The organism is Cupriavidus sp. 2SB (assembly GCF_005503625.1).
Taxonomy (GTDB): domain Bacteria; phylum Pseudomonadota; class Gammaproteobacteria; order Burkholderiales; family Burkholderiaceae; genus Cupriavidus.
In genome coordinates this window covers 1-2,119 of record NZ_SCMX01000167.1, presented here as the reverse complement: position 1 = coordinate 2,119, position 2,119 = coordinate 1, and the positions used below count along the sequence as shown (strand labels likewise).

Genomic DNA, 2,119 nt, shown 5'->3' with positions numbered 1-2,119 from the left:
TCGCGTGGGACGAGAACATCCGTCTGACGTATGTCACCGATGCCCACGGCAATCAGACGCAGCACTACTACGACCTCCTCGGCTACACGTATCGCATCCGGCACCCCGATGGCCTCTCCGAATGGTTCTTCCGCGACGACGCGAAGAACGTCATCCAGCACATCCACACGGATGGCGCGATCGACCGGTTTGCCTATGACGCCAGCGGCAATCTGGTCGAGCACATCCGCCCGGACAGCAGCGCCGTGCATTACGCGTGGGACGACAAGCGCCAGCTCATCAAGGCGAGCGACGCCGAAGGCGGCCTGTGGCGGCGTGACTATGACCTCAAGGGCAACGTCACCGACGCCATCGATCCGCTCGGGAACAAGACCACCTACGCCTACAACAAGGCCGGGTTGCCGGTGGAGATCACCGATGCGAAGGGCGGCAGGAAGCAACTGAGTTACACGGCAACCGGCCAACTCGCCAGCTACACCGACTGCTCGGGCAAGACGAGTGCGTGGCAATACGGCGCGCGCGGCGAGTTGGTGAGGTTCACCGATGCCGCCGGTGGGGTGACGCAATACCACTACGAAGCCGGGCAACTCGCAAGCATCACGCACCCCGACGAACGCATGGAGCGGTTCGAACGCGACGCCGAAGGACGCCTGCTCGCCTACACCGATGCCCTGCACCGCCGCACGACGTGGCGCTACAACGAAGCGGGCCAGATTGCCGAACGCACCGATGCGGCCAGACAGACGCTCGCGTATCAATGGGACAGGCTCGGGCAGCTCACCACCCTCATCAACGAGAACGGCGCGCGTACCGCCTTCGACTACGACCCCGTGGGGAGATTGCTGCACGAGACCGGGTTCGACGGCACCACCACGCGCTATGTCTACCGAGCGGAAACCGGCACGCTGCACTATCAGGTCGAAGCCGACCAGTTCAAGACGGCCTTCGGCTTCGATGCGATGGGCCGCCTCGTCAGCCGGCAGGCGGGCTCAGTCGATGCCGAGCAGCCGCAGCAAACCGAAACCTTCGCCTACGACGGCAACGGCCGCCTGCTGCTGGCCGAGAACGCCGACAGCCGCCTGCAGTGGTTCCATGACGACGCTGGCAATGTGGTGCGCGAGCACCAGCACTATCGATCGCTGTCCGAGCCGGTGGTCGCCGTGTGGCGCCATGAATACGACGCCCTGAACGAACGCATCGCCACGATCCGTCCGGACGGCCACCGCATCGAAGTGCTGACCTACGGCTCGGGCCACGTCCACGGCGTGATGCTCGACGATCGCGAACTGATCCAGTTCGAGCGCGACGCCCTGCACCGCGAGGTGCTGCGCACGCAGCCCAACCAGCTCGCCCAGTCGCAGGTCTATGACCCGGCCGGACGATTGCTGGAGCAGACGCTCTCGCCCGTGGCTGGTGCCCACGCGGGTCAGCGCATGCTGCACCGCCAGTACCACTACGACGCCGCTGGCCAACTGTCCGACATCCGCGACATGCGCCGCGGCACGCTGCAATACCGCTACGACCCGGTCGGAAGGTTGCTCGAAGCCACCAGCGCGCTCGGCCAGGAAACCTTCGCCTTCGACCCGGCGGGCAACCTGCTGCACGACCCCGACACCCGGACCTTTGCGGCCGACCCGAGCAGGGGACGACCGGAATTCCACACCCGCCTGCAAGGCCCACCGAAACTCGTCGACAACCTGCTCAGGCAATACGCCGGCACCCACTACGACTGGGACGCACGCGGCAACCTCGCCACCCGCACCCACAACGGCGTGCGCGAAGACTGCACGTGGGACGCCTTCAATCGTCTGACCGGCTGGAGCAGCCCCGACGTGGAAGTCACGTACAGCTACGACGCGCTCGGCCGACGCCTGTCCAAATCCTCCACCGCGCGCTACATCCCCAACCCCTTCGACGGCGAGATCTACCAGCGCAACGAACAGGCCCGACACAACCAGCGTCACGGCTGCGCCTTCACGCTCTACGGCTGGGACGGCGACCAACTGGCCTGGGAATGCCGCCAGGAACCCGAATCGGGGGCCGACACGCACTTCCGCCCCATCTCCGGCGCGGCCCGCACCACCCACTACCTCTACGAACCGGGCAGCTTCGTGCCGCT

Annotated in this window: 1 pseudogene; it reads left to right on the top strand. The window is 66.0% G+C overall.

The features are described 5' to 3' along the window. Positions 1-2,119: pseudogene (locus FFS21_RS31845) on the top strand (RHS repeat protein); the annotation flags it as partial.